Annotated in this window: 15 protein-coding genes; 5 read left to right on the top strand and 10 right to left on the bottom strand. The window is 67.1% G+C overall.

All coding sequences use genetic code 11. The features are described 5' to 3' along the window. Positions 1-215: 215 nt before the first annotated feature. Positions 216-1,028 (bottom strand): trypsin-like serine peptidase, encoded by an 813-nt coding sequence (locus tag C0J29_RS11450; RefSeq protein ID WP_065048745.1) that lies wholly within the window; start codon positions 1,026-1,028, stop codon positions 216-218. 174 nt (positions 1,029-1,202) lie between these two features. On the opposite strand from C0J29_RS11450, the gene C0J29_RS11445 reads away from it, so the two are divergent. From C0J29_RS11445 to C0J29_RS11435, 3 genes are read left to right on the top strand one after another with little or no spacing between them, the layout of a single operon-like run. Beyond that, on the top strand, positions 1,203-2,183 hold the full coding sequence (locus C0J29_RS11445; protein ID WP_065048744.1) for a proteasome assembly chaperone family protein: 981 nt from the start codon (positions 1,203-1,205) through the stop codon (positions 2,181-2,183). Between the two features lie 44 nt (positions 2,184-2,227). Further along, entirely contained in the window at positions 2,228-3,253 is a 1,026-nt protein-coding gene (locus C0J29_RS11440; protein WP_120792390.1) for an alpha/beta fold hydrolase, read from the top strand. A gap of 22 nt (positions 3,254-3,275) precedes the next feature. After that, positions 3,276-3,962: a PhzF family phenazine biosynthesis protein gene (locus C0J29_RS11435; RefSeq protein WP_120792389.1), complete on the top strand. Its 687-nt coding sequence runs from the start codon at positions 3,276-3,278 to the stop codon at positions 3,960-3,962. Between the two features lie 3 nt (positions 3,963-3,965). Here C0J29_RS11435 and C0J29_RS11430 read toward each other — a convergent pair whose 3' ends face one another. The 3 genes from C0J29_RS11430 to C0J29_RS11420 form a co-directional block, all read right to left on the bottom strand. Continuing rightward, positions 3,966-4,451, bottom strand: coding sequence for a peroxynitrite isomerase (locus tag C0J29_RS11430; RefSeq protein ID WP_120792388.1), 486 nt, complete (start codon positions 4,449-4,451; stop codon positions 3,966-3,968). A gap of 21 nt (positions 4,452-4,472) precedes the next feature. Continuing rightward, entirely contained in the window at positions 4,473-4,934 is a 462-nt protein-coding gene (gene nrdR / locus C0J29_RS11425) for a transcriptional regulator NrdR (protein ID WP_065048736.1), read from the bottom strand. Positions 4,935-5,096: 162 nt separating this feature from the next. Continuing rightward, positions 5,097-5,603 (bottom strand): LysM peptidoglycan-binding domain-containing protein, encoded by a 507-nt coding sequence (locus C0J29_RS11420; protein WP_065048734.1) that lies wholly within the window; start codon positions 5,601-5,603, stop codon positions 5,097-5,099. Between the two features lie 293 nt (positions 5,604-5,896). Here C0J29_RS11420 and lexA point away from each other — a divergent pair, with 293 nt between their 5' ends. Continuing rightward, entirely contained in the window at positions 5,897-6,631 is a 735-nt protein-coding gene (gene lexA / locus C0J29_RS11415) for a transcriptional repressor LexA (protein ID WP_242460415.1), read from the top strand. Positions 6,632-6,657: 26 nt separating this feature from the next. Here the strand turns inward: lexA and C0J29_RS11410 are convergent, their stop codons facing one another. Then, positions 6,658-9,090 (bottom strand): LGFP repeat-containing protein, encoded by a 2,433-nt coding sequence (locus tag C0J29_RS11410; protein ID WP_120792387.1) that lies wholly within the window; start codon positions 9,088-9,090, stop codon positions 6,658-6,660. Positions 9,091-9,392: 302 nt separating this feature from the next. Here C0J29_RS11410 and C0J29_RS11400 point away from each other — a divergent pair, with 302 nt between their 5' ends. Beyond that, the gene (locus tag C0J29_RS11400) at positions 9,393-10,568 is read left to right on the top strand and encodes a TerC/Alx family metal homeostasis membrane protein (RefSeq protein ID WP_065048729.1); all 1,176 of its coding nucleotides are present in this window, start codon (positions 9,393-9,395) and stop codon (positions 10,566-10,568) included. A gap of 3 nt (positions 10,569-10,571) precedes the next feature. On the opposite strand, the gene C0J29_RS11395 is transcribed toward C0J29_RS11400, so the two are convergent. From C0J29_RS11395 to C0J29_RS11375, 5 genes are all read right to left on the bottom strand, one after another. Further along, positions 10,572-11,732: an acyl-CoA dehydrogenase family protein gene (locus C0J29_RS11395; RefSeq protein WP_065048727.1), complete on the bottom strand. Its 1,161-nt coding sequence runs from the start codon at positions 11,730-11,732 to the stop codon at positions 10,572-10,574. An 89-nt stretch (positions 11,733-11,821) separates the two neighbouring features. Continuing rightward, entirely contained in the window at positions 11,822-13,258 is a 1,437-nt protein-coding gene (hflX, locus tag C0J29_RS11390) for a GTPase HflX (protein WP_120792386.1), read from the bottom strand. A gap of 46 nt (positions 13,259-13,304) precedes the next feature. Further along, entirely contained in the window at positions 13,305-14,177 is an 873-nt protein-coding gene (dapF, locus tag C0J29_RS11385) for a diaminopimelate epimerase (RefSeq protein WP_120792385.1), read from the bottom strand. A gap of 66 nt (positions 14,178-14,243) precedes the next feature. After that, the gene (gene miaA, locus C0J29_RS11380) at positions 14,244-15,164 is read right to left on the bottom strand and encodes a tRNA (adenosine(37)-N6)-dimethylallyltransferase MiaA (RefSeq protein ID WP_120792384.1); all 921 of its coding nucleotides are present in this window, start codon (positions 15,162-15,164) and stop codon (positions 14,244-14,246) included. Beyond that, complete coding sequence (locus tag C0J29_RS11375) at positions 15,161-15,847, bottom strand: class III extradiol ring-cleavage dioxygenase family protein (RefSeq protein ID WP_120792383.1); 687 nt, start codon at positions 15,845-15,847, stop codon at positions 15,161-15,163. Before C0J29_RS11375 ends, miaA begins: the two co-directional genes overlap by 4 nt. Positions 15,848-15,865: the final 18 nt, after the last annotated feature.

The raw sequence follows: 15,865 nt of genomic DNA, 5'->3' as shown, positions 1-15,865 counted from the left end.
CAAGCGCGGCGCAGCCGGGCGCCGCGAGTCGCCATCATCGGGCTTAATGGCGATCGCAAGCGCGGCGCAGCCGGGCGCCGCGAGTCGCCATCATCGGGCTCAGTGGCGATCGCAAGCGCGGCCGCGGCGATCGCAAGCGCGGCGGAGCCGGGCGCTGCGGGTCGCCGCCATCGAACGGAGCCGGGCGCTGCGGGTCGCCACCATCGGCTCAGCCGCTAACAGGTGTCGTCATAGTCGGCCGGTGGGCTGTCACCAGGACCGCCCGCTTCGGCACGGGCCAGCAGCTGCGTGGTGCGCTCATCGAAAGGCGCTGAGTACGAGACACTTTCGGTGCAGCCGCCGCCTTCGAAACCACCGACCACCCCGACCACCGTCGAACCGCTGATCCACGGCGCCCCACTGGTTCCGTCGACCAGCCCCTTGCACGGCAACGACGGAAACCCGCCCTCGGTCACGCCGGTGGCGCCTTCACAGGCGATGGGCCGCCCGCCGACGCCGGCGGGATAACCCGTGACTCTCACCCTGCTGCCTGCCGGCGGCGCGGCGCCCAGCGACAAGGCCGCGCCCGCCCGCCGCTCCACCGGTCCGGCGCCGCGGACCTTGGCGATCGCGTAATCCGCGCGCGGATCCCGGCTGGCGATCCAGCGGGCGTCGAAGTAGACCTCGTCGACCGTGAAGGTGTCGGTGGTCGTCGCCTCGCCGGCGAAACCGGGAACGAAGGTGGCGTCCATCTCGCCGAGCAGACAGTGCGCAGCGGTCAGCACCAGGTCACCGCCGGCCGAATGGACTACCGACCCGGTGCAGACGTGCAGACTGCCACCCTCCTGGGAAACTCCGCGGAATATGGCGCCCACCCGTGGATCTGGTGCCGCGCTCTCGGGTTCGCTGAGCCGCTGCACCGAGCTTCCGGGCTTAGGCGCCGGAGTAGTGCTGACGGACGCATGATGGGCCGGCCGGGCGCATGACGTAACTAACACCGCCAGGCTGACCGGCAGGCACAGAATCCCCGTCACGGCGCGCATCGACATCCATCATGCCTGACAGCGGGGCCTGGCAAGCGAATAGAAACTACGCCTCCTGCGTTGCTAAGTGGGGCGGCAAAAGGGGCTGCGTCGTCGATAATGGAGAGCCGCATCGATTGAGCCACACTGGACAGGGCACCCTGGAGAGACCTTGCGAGACCCCGAGAGGAGGCAGCACCGATGTCCGACCACTACGACCCCGAAGAGGCGCAGGAGTACCAGCCAGGACAACCCGGCATGTATGAGCTGGAGTTCCCTGCGCCTGTGTTGTCGACGTCCGATGGCCGCGGCCCGGTGTTGGTACACGCCCTGGAAGGCTTCTCCGACGCCGGTCACGCTATCCGGCTGGCATCGCGTCACCTGAAGGCGGCGCTGGACACCGAACTGGTCGCGTCGTTCGCCATCGACGAACTACTGGATTACCGCTCGCGACGTCCGTTGATGACGTTCAAGACCGATCACTTCACCAATTACGATGACCCCGAGCTGAGCCTGTACGCGCTGCGCGACACCGTCGGCACGCCGTTTCTGTTGCTGGCCGGCATGGAGCCGGACCTGAAGTGGGAGCGCTTCATCACCGCCGTACGACTGCTCTCCGAACGACTGGGGGTGCGCCAGACGATCGGACTCGGCACAGTCCCGATGGCCGTTCCGCACACCCGTCCGGTCACCATGACGGCGCACTCCAACAACGCGGCCCTGATCGCGGAGTTCCAGCCGTGGATCTCCGAAATACAGGTTCCCGGTAGCGCTTCCAACCTGTTGGAATACCGCATGGCGCAGCACGGCCACGAGGTCGTCGGGTTCACGGTCCACGTCCCGCACTACCTGACGCAGACTGACTACCCGGCCGCCGCCCAGGCACTGCTCGAGCAGGTGGCCAAAACCGGAGCGCTGGAGTTGCCGCTGACCGCACTCACTGAGGCCGCCACCGAGATTCGGGCCAAGATCGACGAACAGGTCCAGGCAAGCGCGGAAGTCGCTCAAGTGGTGGCCGCCCTCGAGCGCCAGTACGATGCCTTCATTGACGCTCAGGAAAACAGATCCTTACTGACCAACGACGAGGACCTGCCTAGCGGCGATGAGCTTGGCGCCGAGTTCGAGCGGTTCCTGGCTCAGCAGGCTGAGAAGAAGTTCGACGACGACGACAACGCGAAGTAACCGCTTCCGACACGCCTACCCGGCCCGACAACGAGGTTGCCGACATGACCGAGCGGACGCGTAATCTCCGCCCGGTGCGGGAAGTGACATCACCGTCGCTGCAATTCCGCACCATTCACGGCTACAAGCGGGCCTTCCGGATCGCGGGGTCCGGGCCGGCCATCCTGCTCATCCACGGCATCGGCGACAACTCGACCACCTGGACCGGTGTGCACGCCAAGCTCGCCCAGCGATTCACCGTGATCGCCCCGGACCTGCTCGGTCACGGCAGGTCCGACAAGCCGCGCGCCGACTACTCGACCGCGGCCTACGCCAACGGCATGCGGGACCTGCTCAGCGTGCTCGACATCGAACGGGTGACCATCGTCGGTCACTCCCTCGGCGGCGGCGTCGCGATGCAATTCGCTTACCAGTTCCCGCATTTGGTAGACCGGCTGATCCTGGTGGGCGCCGGCGGCGTCACCAAGGACGTCAACATCGCCCTGCGGTTCGCGTCCCTGCCGTTGGGCGCCGAGGCCCTGGCTCTGCTGCGACTGCCCATGGTGCTGCCCGCGGTACAGATGCTGGGCCAGTTGGCGGGCCTGGCCCTCGGCTCGACAGCCATCGGCCGGGATCTGCCCAACATGCTGCGCATCCTGAACGACCTGCCGGAGCCGACAGCGTCCTCGGCGTTCACCCGCACGCTGCGTGCCGTCGTGGACTGGCGTGGCCAGATCGTCACGATGCTCGACCGATGTTATTTGACCGAGGCGATTCCGGTTCAGATCATCTGGGGCGAGAAAGACTCGGTGATCCCGGTTCGGCACGCCCACATGGCGCACGCCGCGATGCCCGGTTCCCGGCTCGAAATCTTCGAGAACGCCGCCCATTTCCCGTTCCACGACGACCCCGCGCGGTTCCTGGATATCGTCCAGCGATTCATCGACGCCACCGAACCACCCGAATACGATCAGGCAGCCCTGCGCGAGCTGTTGCGCAGCGGTGGTGGTGAGCGCACCGTGTCCGGGCCGACCGACACCCGGGTCGCCGTTCTCAACGCCATGGGAGCCGACGAGCGCAGCGCCACCTGACCGACCCTCGTAGGGTCGGGTCATGAGTATCGACGTCACCGTGCTGCGGGTGTTCACCGACGCGGACGGAAACTTCGGCAATCCGCTCGGTGTGGTCGACGCCAGCCTGGTCAGCACCGGCGACCGCCAGCGACTCGCCCACCAATTGGGTTACAGCGAGACGATTTTCGTTGAATTGCCCGGAGAGGGCGCGACGACCGCGCGCGCGACCATCTACACCCCGCGCACCGAACTGCCCTTCGCCGGCCACCCGTGCGTCGGCGCGTCGTGGTGGTTGCGACGGCGGGGAACGCCGGTCAACACGTTGCACGTGCCCGCCGGGCTGGTGAGGGTGAGTCACTCCGGTGACTTCACCGCGATCAGCGCGCCCGCGGAATGGGCGCCGGAATTCGCCATCCACGACCTGGATTCGCCGGAGGCGGTGCTGCGGGCCGATCCCGCCGACTTCCCCGACGACGTCGCGCACTATCTGTGGGCGTGGACGGATCGGAAGACCGGGTCGCTGCGCAGCCGGATGTTCGCATCGAATCTGGGTGTGACCGAGGATGAGGCGACCGGGTCGGCGGCCGTCCGGATCACCGAATACCTGAGTCGTGATCTCGTGATCACGCAGGGCCGCGGGTCGCAGATCGCGACCACGTGGAGCGCGGAGGGATGGGCGAAGGTCGCCGGGCGGGTCGTCGACGATGGTGTGCGACAAGCGAACTGACGTTCAGGGCTGTCGGTGCAGCACCGCGGCCAGGTGGTGTTGCTCGGGCTGCCCTACCGCACCCATCCGCAGGGAGTAGGACAGTTGATCGCCGTCGAGGCGGAAGGAACGGCTCAGCGCCGTCACCTCTTTGGCGGTCGGCGTAAGCCCGATGTCGGTGGTCGTCAACTCGATCTCGATGACCTCGCCCGTCACCGAGTAAGAACCGACTTCGATCTCGGTGATGCCGCTCGGGTGGGCGAGAACCAGCTCCACCCTCCCCTGCTGCGGTGCGCGGAGGTAGCCGGTCTCGGCGTGCATCGGTTTGCCATCAGCGGGGGCTTTCGTCTTCTGCCCGTAGATGAGAAACGGCTTGCCTACGTGCGTAAAGGTGACTTCCTCGAGGTACTCGAACGGTTCGATCGTCGGGTACTCGCCTGCACCCCGCCCTGTCCAGGTGCCCAGCAGTGGCTCTAGCGCTGCGAGATCGGGGTGAAGTTCGACCGGCATGTCTGGAGCCTAGGGGTCGGCTCAACCCGGAGTCGACACGTTGCGATGGGCACGCAACGCCTCGATCTCCCGCTCAAAGTCGTCGGCCGACGAGAAAGACCGGTATACCGATGCGAAGCGCAGGTACGCCACTTCGTCGAGGTCACGCAACGGACCCAGAATGGCAAGGCCGACCTCGTTACTGGGCACCTCCGGTCCCGCGGCCCGCACCGAGTCCTCGACCTGCTGGGCCAGCAGATTCAGCGCATCGTCGTCCACCTGCCGGCCCTGGCAGGCCCGGCGGACACCGCTGATCACCTTTTCCCGGCTGAAGGGTTCAGTGACTCCACTGCGCTTGACGACGGCCAGCACTGCGGTTTCCACCGTGGTGAACCTGCGTCCGCACTCGGGGCATGACCGGCGCCGGCGGATCGCCTGGCCTTCATCAGTCTCCCGCGAATCGATCACCCGGGAGTCGGGATGTCGGCAGAACGGGCAGTGCATAACCGCTCCTTTGCCGCGCCTGACTTTCGGGGTACCGCAGAACCACCCCGAGAGTACCTGTGCACCCCCGGCGTGGCCACCGCTGGCACGATCCGTCGACGAGCCGGCAAACATGGCCGAGCAACGTTGGCGCAGAGCGGTATTCGCCCTGCAACACGGCGTTTACCCGATCGGGGCGATCAATGTCTGGCCGGCCGCCACCGAGTTGGAGTCCAGCGCATTGAGATTGCGGATACGTTCCACGACGTCGCGGACCGGTGCGCCGGGGGCGACCCGAGCGGCCAGTTGCTGCAAGGACTCACCCGGCTCCACGCGGACCACGGCGAGTGCCGCCGGTACCTGCGCCGAGGCTTCGGCGGGCTCACCGTTCAGCACGCTCCCGAAGTTGGCCATCAAGCCGAGCCAGAGCGTGATGACGCCGGCGAGCAGGGCCAGGCCCACCGTCGTCAACACCGAGACGGGGCGCCGACGGTGCGACGCTGTCGACATGGCGACGCCCGTACCCCGGTAACGCATGGGCGCGCCGGCCGGGCGCGTGGGGCCCGGCCTGTTCGACCGGATCGGCCCGGAGCGATAAGGAGTCGACTCGTCGATCGGCCTGTTGGCAGGCCTGTTCACCAGCCTCTGGCCGTTCCAGGTGCGCTGCGGGCCCGCGTAGCTGATTGTCATGTCGTTGCCTCCGGTCGACTAAATATCGCTCGTACGTTCGACCCTAGTCGCTCAGGTGTTCGAAATCGAACACCTGAGCGACGCGTGTCGCACGAGCAAAACGGTAGACCTCACCACCGACAAGGTTTTGTCGGTGCAACCAGCTGGATAGATTTCGGATACCCCATCCATCCGAAAGTTACACACTTGTGATTCCGCAGATCCGGGCCGATAGAAGGGCTGGATGGACAGCCACGACACGCTCGTCGAACACATGTTTGATTCTTGGGTCGGGTGCGGTTACATTCAGTGGCATGAACGACAGCAACGATCCCCCAGTAGCTGATCGAGCCGGTTCCGGTAGTGCGTCCGAACGGGCGACCACAGACGGGCGGTTGCACGCCGTCGACAACGTGCTGACCGAGCGGCAGCGCACCATCCTCGAAGTCATTCGCGCTTCGGTCACCACCCGCGGATATCCGCCGAGCATCCGCGAAATCGGTGACGCGGTCGGTCTGACGTCGACCTCCTCGGTGGCCCATCAGTTGCGCACGCTGGAGCGCAAGGGCTACCTGCGCCGGGATGCCAATCGACCGCGAGCCGTCGACGTGCGCGCGGCCGACGACGCCGTGACACCGCCCACCACTGAAGTGGCCGGCTCCGACGCATTGCCGGAGCCCACCTTCGTGCCCGTACTGGGCCGCATCGCCGCCGGTGGGCCGATCCTCGCCGAAGAAGCGGTCGAAGACGTCTTCCCGCTACCGCGTGAACTGGTCGGCGAGGGGACGCTGTTCCTTCTCAAGGTGGTTGGCGACTCGATGGTGGAAGCCGCCATCTGCGATGGCGACTGGGTGGTGGTGCGTCAGCAGAATGTCGCGGACAACGGCGATATCGTGGCGGCCATGATCGATGGTGAGGCCACGGTCAAGACATTCAAGCGGGCGGGCGGTCAGGTGTGGCTGATGCCGCACAACCCGGCTTTCGACCCGATTCCCGGAAACGACGCGACGGTGCTCGGCAAGGTCGTCACCGTCATCCGCAAGGTGTAGCGCCGAACCGCTCCCCAAGCGGGCGATCAATCGGCGCGGACAAACCCGTTTGCTTGGGCGACTGCCTCGCTGGCGAACCAGATTTCAGCCAGAGTGTCGTGGTACAGCGCGTTGTCGGGCGTGTAGTACAGACCGAATCGGGCGCTGGCCTTGATTGGATACCCGTCCGGGGCCCGGTACGGGTCGTCGTCCAGCGGTAAGTGGATGGTGGGACGCACCGTCGCACCGTCTGCCCCCGGCGGCGCTTCGGCCCGCGGAGCCGCCGCATAGGCCGCCTCCGCCGCCGCGGGCGCATAGCCGGGGTCGTCTGCCGCGGCATGCCGGCCTTTCCTCGGCTCGGGAGCGGCGGCGCCTGGCTCCGCAGCGAGCGACTCCGCAGAGGTTGCGTCGGCAGAGGTTGCGTCGGGCACCTCTTCCTCGGCGGGGCCGCCGCGAGGGTAGAAGATGTCCGGGAATTCGTGCTCCGGATGCGCTTCGGGAACCTCCGGCGCGGCCGGACCCTGACTGTGCGGTACCGAGGACTCCGCCTCGAAGTCTTCCGGCGAGATCGTTTCCGCAAACTCGGGCTCGGCCTGGACCAACTGGCCGAAGGCGCCGCGGGTCACGATCGGCGTCGGGGTGGTGTCCACCGCGTCCGGGTCTTCGTCGCCCTCGAACTCGTCGTGTTCGTCGTATTCGGCAAACTCGGCTTCCTGCTCGCCGCCGCGCGCGAAGTCGTCGCCGCCGTGCGCGAAGCCGTCGGCACCGTGCGCGTAATCGTCGGCGCCGTGCGAATAGTCGTCGTCGCCGTGCGCGAAATCGTCGTCGGGGTGCGCGTAATCGTCGGCGTACCCGGCGGTGTCGTCGTGCTCGTCGTGATAGCCCTCGGCGCCCAGGTCGCGCTCATCGGGGCCGGCCGCACTCCCGCCCCCTCGGGACCAGCTGACTCGCGGCGCCGAGCCGTACTCCGGCACCTCGTGCTCTTCGGGGTGGTGCTCGACGGGCGGGAAGCGCTCGGACCCGTAACCGACGTCGTCGTGCGACCAGCGCCCGTCGGGGCCGGCGTCGAACTCGTCGGCCACGTCATGGCCGCGGTCGTAAGCGGGAACGGCCCGCCCGGCACGGCGGCGGCGCAGGCCGAACACCACCAGCACGGACATCAGGATGAGCAGCAGCACCGGAACCGCAGCCGCCAACCACCACCAGTGGAAGGTGAACTTCTTGCCGGGCGGTGGCGACGCGGACGTGCTGGGCTGGTTCTGCCCCGACACCTGCAGGCCGGACAGCAGCGGCGCGAGGTTCGCCGGATCAGTGGTGAAGGTGTTCTTCGCGCGGTTCCATGACACCTTGCCGCCGGTGAACTTCTGCGATACGACGTCACCGTCGACCGTCTGGTCGCCGACCGGCGCACCGAGTTTGCCGGAGGCGCCCTTGAGCTTGTCCCACGCCGCCTTCATGGCTCCGCGCACGACGAACGCGCCGTGATCGGGAGTCCAGAAGATCACCGGCTTGTCCGCGGCGGAGAAGGTGGCGATCCGGCTGGCCGGGCTGATGCCGCCGTCGGCCTCGTTGGCGATCGGGAAGCCCAGATCGCTGCTGACCGGTCCGCCCAGCGACTCGTACTTTTGCAGGATCGGCCCCTCGACGGCGTTCGCGCCGGTCGCCGGGCTGAAGAAGATCTTGCCGCCGTTGAACTCCTGAACGATGCCGTCGCCACCGATCGGATTCGGGCCGCCCTTCTTGGCGCCCAGCGTGCCGTTCGCGCCGCCGGCCGCCCGCCACGCCATGTTGATGGCGGCGGTGGGGTCGATCGCTATCTGCAGGCCCTTGAGCTGGTCGGCCAGTGCCGGCGGGTTGGTGCTGAACTCTTTGGTTTTCCTGTTCCAGGACACCTCTCCGCCGGTGAACTTCTGTGACGCCACCTCACCGTCGTAGGTTTCGTCCCCGGTAGGCGCCCCCAGCACCCCGCCGGAGCTGCCGAGTTTGTCCCAAGCCGCGTTGAGTGCGCCGCGGACCACGAAGGCGCCGTGATCGGGAGTCCAAAAGATCACCGGGTTGTCGCTGGCTGCGAACGTGCTCACCCGGCTGTCGGGCCCGGCGAGTCCGGGAACCTCATTGATGGTCGGAAAGCCGAGATCGCTGTTGGCCGGACCGCCCAGCGACTCGTATTTGTCCAGGATGGGGCCGAACATGTACTTGGCACCGGTGGCGGGAGTGAAGTACATCTTGCCGCCGTCGAAGTCCAGAGCGAAGCCGTCCCCGATGGGATAGACGTCGCCTTTTCTGGCGCCGAGCGTGGATGAGGCACCGCCGGCCTTATCCCACGCGGCCATCATGGCCGCCTCGGCGTCACCGATGGGCGACGCGGACGCGGTGGGCGCAAACAGCGCCAGGGCCAACCCGGTGGCCAACGCAGCGGCCGACAGGCCGACCAGCGCACGCCCGACCAACTTGCTCAATTGACCCCTTTGCCCGTTCACCAAGCCTCCCAGCCGATGCCCTGCCCACCTGGCGAGCAGGCGGATTCACCGCCGTGGGCCGTTTCCCGGCCGCGCTGCGGATCGCTTCCGGGCTCGCATAACTTTGCTCTAGCGAACGAGATATGCGAAGTCAAATCGTACATAGTGCAGAAACGGATACCGAGCCGATGTCGAAATGATGCCGCGCCGCGTTCGTGTCGCGAGAAACCGCGCTGCGCCACCGGCGTCACCTGGGTTACCGTGCCGGAGACAACATCCCGCCTGGCATGCCGGCCGATCCCGCGAGAGGAAATCCAGCGCGCATGGGTGTTTCCGCACTTGGCTGGGCCATCACCATCGTCCTGATCGCCGGCTTGATGCTGTTCGACTATGTCTTTCAGGTACGCAAGACGCACGTGCCGACGCTACGTGAGGCCGCCGTCTGGTCGGCAACCTATATCGGAATAGCGGTGCTTTTCGGTATCTGCATCGCCGTCTTGGGCAGCCCTCATATGGCCGTCGAATACTTCGCGGGCTACCTGAGCAATGAAGCCCTTTCGGTGGACAACCTTTTCGTATTCCTCTTGATCATCAGCAGCTTCGGCGTTCCGCGGGTCGCGCAACAGAAGGTGCTGCTGTTCGGCATCGCTTTCGCGCTCATCGCGCGCACCGTCTTCATCATCCTGGGCGGCGCACTACTGAATAACTTCAACTCGGTCTTCTACCTGTTCGGGCTGGGGCTGCTGATCATGGCGGGAAAACTCGCCAAGCCAGCGGAAACCGAAGACGGGAACGCCGACAACCTGGTCATCCGATTGGCCAGCCGCTTCCTGCGTACGTCAAAGGACTACGACGGCGACGGCTTGTTCGTCGTACAGGACGGCAGACGGGTGATGACGCCGCTGCTGCTGGTCATGATCGCCGTCGGCGGCACCGACCTGTTGTTCGCTTTCGATTCGGTACCGGCGATGTTCGGTCTCACCCAGAACATCTATCTGGTTTTCGCGGCAACCGCGTTCTCGCTGATGGGTCTTCGGCAGCTGTACTTCCTGATCGACAATCTGCTCGATCGACTGGTCTATCTGACCTACGGCCTGGCGGTGATCCTGGGCTTCATCGGCGTCAAGCTGATTCTGGAAGCGTTGCACGACAACAACCTTCCTTTCATCAACCACGGCAAACCGGTCCCGGTGGTGGAGTTGAGCATCACGGTGTCGCTGCTGGTGATCGTCGCCGTGCTGCTCACAACGACGGTGGTGTCGTTGTTTTCGGCGCGCGGCCGCAGGCAGAACGCCGTCAGCCGGGCACGCCGGCACGCCCTCGAATATCTGACGACCACCGGCGATCCCGTCCAGCGCGATAAGGCATACGCCGAACTGGTGCAGGCGGAACACGAAATCGACACGCTGGCAAGCAAATACGACGACAAGTTCGTCCGGGACGACGAGCTCGCGGCGCTCCTGCGGCGCGCCCACGATGCGCACCGCGAAGCAAGTTAGACGCTAGACACCGAGTCCGCGGCCGATGATCTCTTTCATGATCTCGGTGGTGCCGCCGTAGATGGTCTGCACCCGGGCGTCCAGATAGGCACGGGCGACATCGTATTCGCGCATGTAGCCGTACCCGCCGTGCAGTTGCAGGCAGCGGTCGATCAGATGAACCTGCTTCTCGGTCGAGTACCACTTGGCCATCGCGGCCTGCTCGGCCGTCAGCTTCCCATCGAGGTGCAGCGCGATGAAGTTGTCCACCATGATGCGTACCACGGTGGCCTCGGTCGCCAGTTCGGCCAGCACGAACCGGCTGTTCTGGAAGCTGCCGATCGGCTTGCCAAATGCCTTGCGCTCCTTGGTGTATTGCAGCGTCTGCTCGAGCACCGTTTCCATTGCTGTTGCCGCCATGACGGCGATGTTCAGCCGTTCCTGCGGCAGGTTCTGCATGAGGTAGATGAAACCCATCCCCTCCTGGCCCAGCAGGTTTTCGACCGGCACCTTCACATCGGTGAACGACAGTTCGGCAGTGTCCTGCGCGTCGAGGCCGATCTTCTCCAGGTGGCGCCCGCGTTCGAAGCCCTCCATGCCGCGCTCGACGACCAGCAGACTGAAGCCCTGCGCACCCTTCTCCGGGTCGGTCTGCGCCACCACGATGACCAGGTCGGAGTTGATTCCGTTGGTGATGAACGTCTTTGACCCGTTCAGCACGTAATGGTCGCCCTCTTTGACCGCGCGGGTCTTGATGCCCTGCAGGTCGCTTCCGGTACCCGGCTCGGTCATCGCGATCGCTGTGATCAGTTCTCCGGTGCAGAACTTGGGCAGCCAGCGCTGCTTCTGCTCCTCGGTGGCCAGATGCAGCAGGTAGGGCGCGATGATGTCGTTGTGCAGTCCGAAACCGATGCCGCTGTAGCGGCCGCGGGTGGTCTCCTCGGTGACGATCGTGTTGTAGCGGAAGTCCGGGTTGCCCCCGCCGCCGTACTCCTCCGGTACCGCCATGCCCAGGAAGCCCTGTTTGCCGGCCTCGAGCCACACGCCCCGGTCGACGATATGGGCCTTCTCCCATTCGTCGTGATACGGCGCGACGTGGCGATCGAGGAAGGCGCGGTAGGACTCCCGGAACAACTCGTGCTCGGGTTCGAAAAGTGTGCGCTGGTACTTGACGGCGCTGCCCATGGGTGCGACCTCCGGCTGTCATAGGTGGAAGACTCTTGCGCCCAACATATACCAACCGGGCGGTTGGTCGAGCGGGCGCGTCCGCCTGCTTAGCCTTCCGACCCGAATTGGCGCAGCGTGGCGGCCAGTGCCACCGGGACCCGCGCCTGGATTCTGGTGCCCTCGGCCTGATGGTCGGCCTGATGGACCCGGCCGTCGGAGTGCACCCGCGCCACCAGGTCGCCGCGGTCGTACGGGATGATGACGTCGACCGCGGTGTCGGTCGGCACCGCCAGCTCGGCCATCCGCCGTCGCAACCCGTCGATCCCGTCGCCGGTGCGGGCGGAGACGAAAACCGCTCCGGGAAGTTCGTGGCGCAGTCTGGCCAGCATCAGATCGCCCGCCGCGTCCGTCTTGTTCACCACCACCAATTCCGGGGGCGCCTCGGCTCCGTGGTCGGCGACCACGTCGGAGATCACCTGACGGACCGCACTGATCTGGGCCAGCGGGTTGACGTCGGAGCCGTCGACGACGTGCACCAGCAGGTCCGCGTCGACCACCTCCTCCAGAGTCGAGCGGAACGCCTCCACCAACTGGGTGGGCAGGTGGCGCACGAAGCCGACGGTGTCGGTGAGCACGAACGGCCGTCCGTCATCAAATTCGCTTCGCCGCGTGGTGGGTTCCAGCGTGGCGAACAGCGCGTCCTGGACCAAAACCCCGGCCCCGGTCAGTGCGTTAAGCACGCTGGACTTGCCGGCGTTGGTGTAGCCCACGATGGCGATCGACGGCATGTCGGCGTGCAGGCGGCGGCTGCGCTGCGTGTCGCGCACCTGCTTCATCGCTCTGATCTCGCGCTTCAGCTTGGACATGCGTTCGCGGATGCGGCGCCGGTCGGTTTCGATCTTGGTTTCACCGGGGCCGCGAAGGCCCACACCGCCGCCGCTGCCGCCGGCCCGGCCACCGGCCTGCCGCGACATCGACTCACCCCAGCCGCGCAGCCGCGGCAGCATGTACTCCATCTGCGCCAGCGAGACCTGCGCCTTGCCTTCCCGGCTGGTGGCGTGCTGGGCGAAGATGTCCAGGATCAGCGCGGTGCGGTCGATGACCTTGACCTTGACGGCCTTTTCCAGCGCGGTCAGCTGAGCCGGTGACAGCTCACCGTCGCAGATCACCGTGTCGGCGCCGGTGGCCAGCACCACCTCGCGGAGCTCCTGGGCCTTGCCCGACCCGATGTAGGTGGACGGGTCAGGGCGGTCGCGGCGCTGAATCAGCCCCTCGAGCACCTGGGAACCGGCGGTTTCGGCCAGCGCCGCCAACTCGGCCAGGCTGGCCTGGTTGTCGGCCGAGGTGCCCTCGGTCCAGACGCCGACCAGCACCACGCGTTCCAGCCGCAGCTGGCGGTACTCGACCTCGGAGATGTCGGTGAGTTCGGTCGACAGCCCGACGACCCGGCGCAGCGCCGATCGGTCTTCGAGGGCAAGCTCGCCGGTGCTGGGCTCCGGCCCAGTGCGGTCAGGAAATTCGGGAAACGAATCAGAATTTTTCATAGGCAATTAGCAATGTTGCACGCCGAATCGGCGTCATGCATCTGAATTAACGCTCCTGGGCGCGCCACCATTCCCCACTCACCTCGCCGTGCGCCACCAGCACCGACGGCCCGCGCAGGAAGCTGGTCGATTCGGTGACGGTGACGGTGACGTCACCGCCGGGCACCCGCACGGTCAGGACGCCGGTGTCGGCGCCCGTGGTCGCCAGCGCGGCGACCGCGGCCGCCACCGTTCCGGTGCCGCACGAGCGGGTCTCGCCGACGCCGCGCTCATGCACCCGCATGCAGACCAGGCCGCCGGCCGGGACGGTGAGCACCTCGACGTTCACGCCCTCGGGAAACTGTTCGGCGTCGAACTGCACCGGCGCTGCGACGTCCAGCGCCGCCAGGGCGTCCACGGTCAACCCCGGATCCGCGCACGCCAGGTGCGGATTGCCGACGTCGACAGCCACGCCGGTGAAGCGCCTGCCGCCCACCACCGCTTCGCCGGTGCCCAGTTTGTTGGCCTTGCCCATGTCCACGGCGATATCGGCGTCGGTCGCATCGACGTGGTGCAGGGTGACCGGTCGCGGCCCGGCCAGCGATCCCACGACGAACTCGTCGCGCGACTCCAGCCCGCTGGCCCTCAGGTAGTGCGCGAACACCCGCACGCCGTTGCCGCACATCTGCGCCGTCGACCCGTCGGCGTTGCGGTAGTCCATGTACCAGTCCGATTCGCCGACCCCGTCCGGCAGGCGTTCAAGGACCCCGGAGCCCAGCGCCGCGCCGGCGGTGGTCACCCGCAGGACACCGTCAGCACCCAGGCCGCGGCGCCGGTCGCATAAGGCCGCCACCCTGGGAACGGACAGCGCCACCTGGCATTCCACGTCAGGCAGCAGCACGAAGTCGTTCTGGGTGCCGTGGCCCTTGGCGAAGATCATGGGCGCCGCTCCTCGATGCCGCCTCGATCCGGGCCGGCAGCATTGTCGTCGGCGCGGATCACCCGGTCAGGATACGTGCCGCCACGCCCGCACGACCTCCTCGACGGCGTCGGAACCGGCCGGGTCGATCCACTGCACGCGGTGGTCGCGGCGAAACCAGGAGCGCTGGCGCCGCACGTAACGGCGGGTTCCGACGAACGTCTGCTCCTGCGCCGCATGCAGCAACTGCGGCGTGCCACCGGCATCGAGGGCCGCCAGCACCTGCGCATAGCCCAGCGCCCGCGACGCGGTGACCCCGTCGCGCAGGCCGCGGCCCAGCAGGGTGCGTACCTCGTCGACCAGCCCTTCGGCGAACATCAGCTCGGTGCGGCGCTCCAACCGTTCATCCAGAAGCGTTGTCTCGCAATCCAATCCGATGATGACCGTGCCCCAGCGAGGGGCGCCGATGCGCGGCGCGGACGCCGCGAACGGCTGGCCGGTCAGCTCGATCACCTCCAGCGCCCGGACCGTGCGGCGACCGTCGGTGGGCAGGATGACGGCCGCCGCGGCGGGGTCGCGACGAGCGAGTTCGGCATGCAGCCGGGCGACCCCGATGTCGGCCAGCCGCTGCTCCCAGCGAGCGCGCACCCCCGGATCGGTCGCGGGGAACGTCCAGTTGTCCAGTAGCGACTGGATGTAGAGCATGGACCCGCCGACCACGACCGGCACAGCTCCCCGGCGCTGGATCGCTTCGATGTCGGCGACCGCCGCCTGCTGATACCGGGCCACGGTCGCCGTTTCGGTGACATCGAGGACGTCGAGTTGGTGATGCGGGATGCCGCGGCGCCGGTCGAGGGGCAGTTTGGCGGTCCCGATGTCCATGCCTCGGTAGAGCTGCATCGCGTCGGCGTTGACGACTTCGGCTGCACCGCCGAGTCTTTCGATGACATCGAGCGCCAACTGCGACTTGCCGGCGCCGGTTGGCCCGATGATCGCCAGCGGTCTCACAGCTGCCAGACGCCGGCGAAGTAGCCCACCCCGTAGGGGGCGCCTCGGTAGAGCTCCTTGGCAGAGCGCGGGCCAGGGTCCGCCAGTCCGGCCAGCACCGCAAACGCCACCCGGCCGAGGATCCGCTGCGGCATACGGCTCAGCGCGGTGACATCGCCACCTGCCAGCGCGTCGTCCAAGAGCCGCTGGGCGCCTTCCCCGTCCGGGTCGAAGCCGCCGGGTGCCCTGGCCGTCAGGGTGTTGGCACCGTCGGCCACGACCAGGACACCGATCGGGTCCGCCTGTCCGTCGACCTCGGCCCGTAACTGCCGACCGCGGCCTACCGCGGTGGCGGGGTCGTCATCGGCTGCGTAGACGTGCACTGCGGCCGAGCCGTCGGGTCGCGCCTGGCCCCTTAGCCAGCCGGCCAGCAGCGCGCACAGCGGCATGTCCCGGGCGACGCCTGCGGCCGGCGGCGACAGGCGGACCGGCACGTCCACGCCGAATCCGGCGAAGGTGCCCGCGCTGTCAGGGCCGATCACGACGTCGGCCGGACCGGTTCCGATGGCAACCCAGCGGGCCGGCAACACGGCCGCCGCGACGAGGACGGCGGCTGCGAGATCGGCGACCTCGGCGCTCGCTGCTCCGGCGAGTTCGGGAACGAGCACCGGCGCGCACGGGACGATGGCGATCGCGCTCAGCACGCCATCAAACTAACGTCT

Source organism: Mycobacterium paragordonae, assembly GCF_003614435.1.
Classification (GTDB): Bacteria; Actinomycetota; Actinomycetes; order Mycobacteriales; family Mycobacteriaceae; genus Mycobacterium; species Mycobacterium paragordonae.
This window is presented reverse-complemented; position numbering and strand designations above follow the sequence as displayed.